The 1,225-nt window shown below is 53.8% G+C and carries 1 protein-coding gene; it reads right to left on the reverse strand.

All coding sequences use genetic code 11. The features are described 5' to 3' along the window. On the reverse strand, window positions 1-1,199 hold a 1,199-nt coding region (locus B9Y59_RS16880; protein ID WP_198945628.1), incomplete at its 3' end, for a TasA family protein. Between the last annotated feature and the right edge of the window lie 26 nt (window positions 1,200-1,225).

Below are 1,225 nucleotides of genomic sequence, written 5' to 3' on the forward strand. Positions count from 1 at the left end.
CTTGACGCCGGCGCATTGGGGGCTACAATGGTGTATTCCCCTGGATATTCCAGTGAAACCGTTTCGGTTTGGGTAAGCAATTGACCGTCTACTGTATTTCTATAATACAGCACATACTCAATCGCCTTCGCCTCTTCCGGCACCACCGTGAAAATAACCTTGCCCGGCGTTGCTTCGCCAGTCTCATGATTGACCGTCACCTCGGTGGACTGTTCTGCCGCCTCGGGGCTATACACATAACCATTCGGCGCATCATAGTTCACAGCTGCAATGGTGGTATCGCTCTTTACCGTCTCATTCTGGCTTTGTACCAGGTCACCTTCCGCAGTTCCTTCACGCCACTCGATGGTCACGTTGTCCTCGAAGCGGTCCGGGTCCTCCGGATCGGTCGAGCTGGAACCGCCCTCGTCCGGCTTGCCAGCGCCGGTGTCGTCCATCTGGTAAGCATTCAGCACCAGCTTGCCGTGGAAATGCTGGCCCTGATAGGCGTTGTTCACGGTCTCCGGCAGATAGCCTGCGATCACATAGGTCGCTGTGCCCTGGGCCGGAAGCATCGCCGTCATGTATGTATTGTTCGTCTCTTTCGCTGTGTTGTCCGACGCTACTTTGTCCGGATTTGCCTTAGCCTCGTCGTACGCTGTGTTCAGGTTGACATCCTCAACCTTTGTCCAGGTTTCGCCCACCAGCTTGTAAACAAACACTTTCAGGACCGGCGCCAAACGGTTTGCACAATCCTGCATCTTTTCGGGGTCCTGCTTGATCGTAATGTTGTCTTCCGTCAGGATCGGCTCCCCTGCTTCGCAGCCATCGCCTGCTTCCAAAGATAGCTTTACCTTTGCCGGCAGTGTGCCTTCATTTTTGATAACCACCGGCTTAAAGTATGCCGGCACCGGCGCATAATCCTCGTCGTCCAGGCCCGTTGTATTATCCTGGGTCACATCGTTGACCCATTTTTCGTTGCCATTGGGTTCCAACTCCTTGTAGAAGTTGTCGTACAACATCGGGCGCAGATTCTCAAACGTGAGATCCCCTTTGTCCGTGTCACCCGGCTTTACACTGATGTCCAGCACGCCCGCGGTGAAATTCGCGTTCACCTTTTCCGTGTCCGTAAACCAGGCCATCGTCATGCCTGCCAGCAGACTCAGCACCAGCAACACGGAAACGCTCGACAAAACGACTCTGCTCTTTTTTGTCTTCATTGCTTTTCCTCCGTTTCTTTTTCGTA

It is taken from the genome of Anaeromassilibacillus sp. Marseille-P3371, from assembly GCF_900169665.1.
In the GTDB taxonomy this organism is placed as follows: domain Bacteria; phylum Bacillota; class Clostridia; order Oscillospirales; family Acutalibacteraceae; genus Anaeromassilibacillus.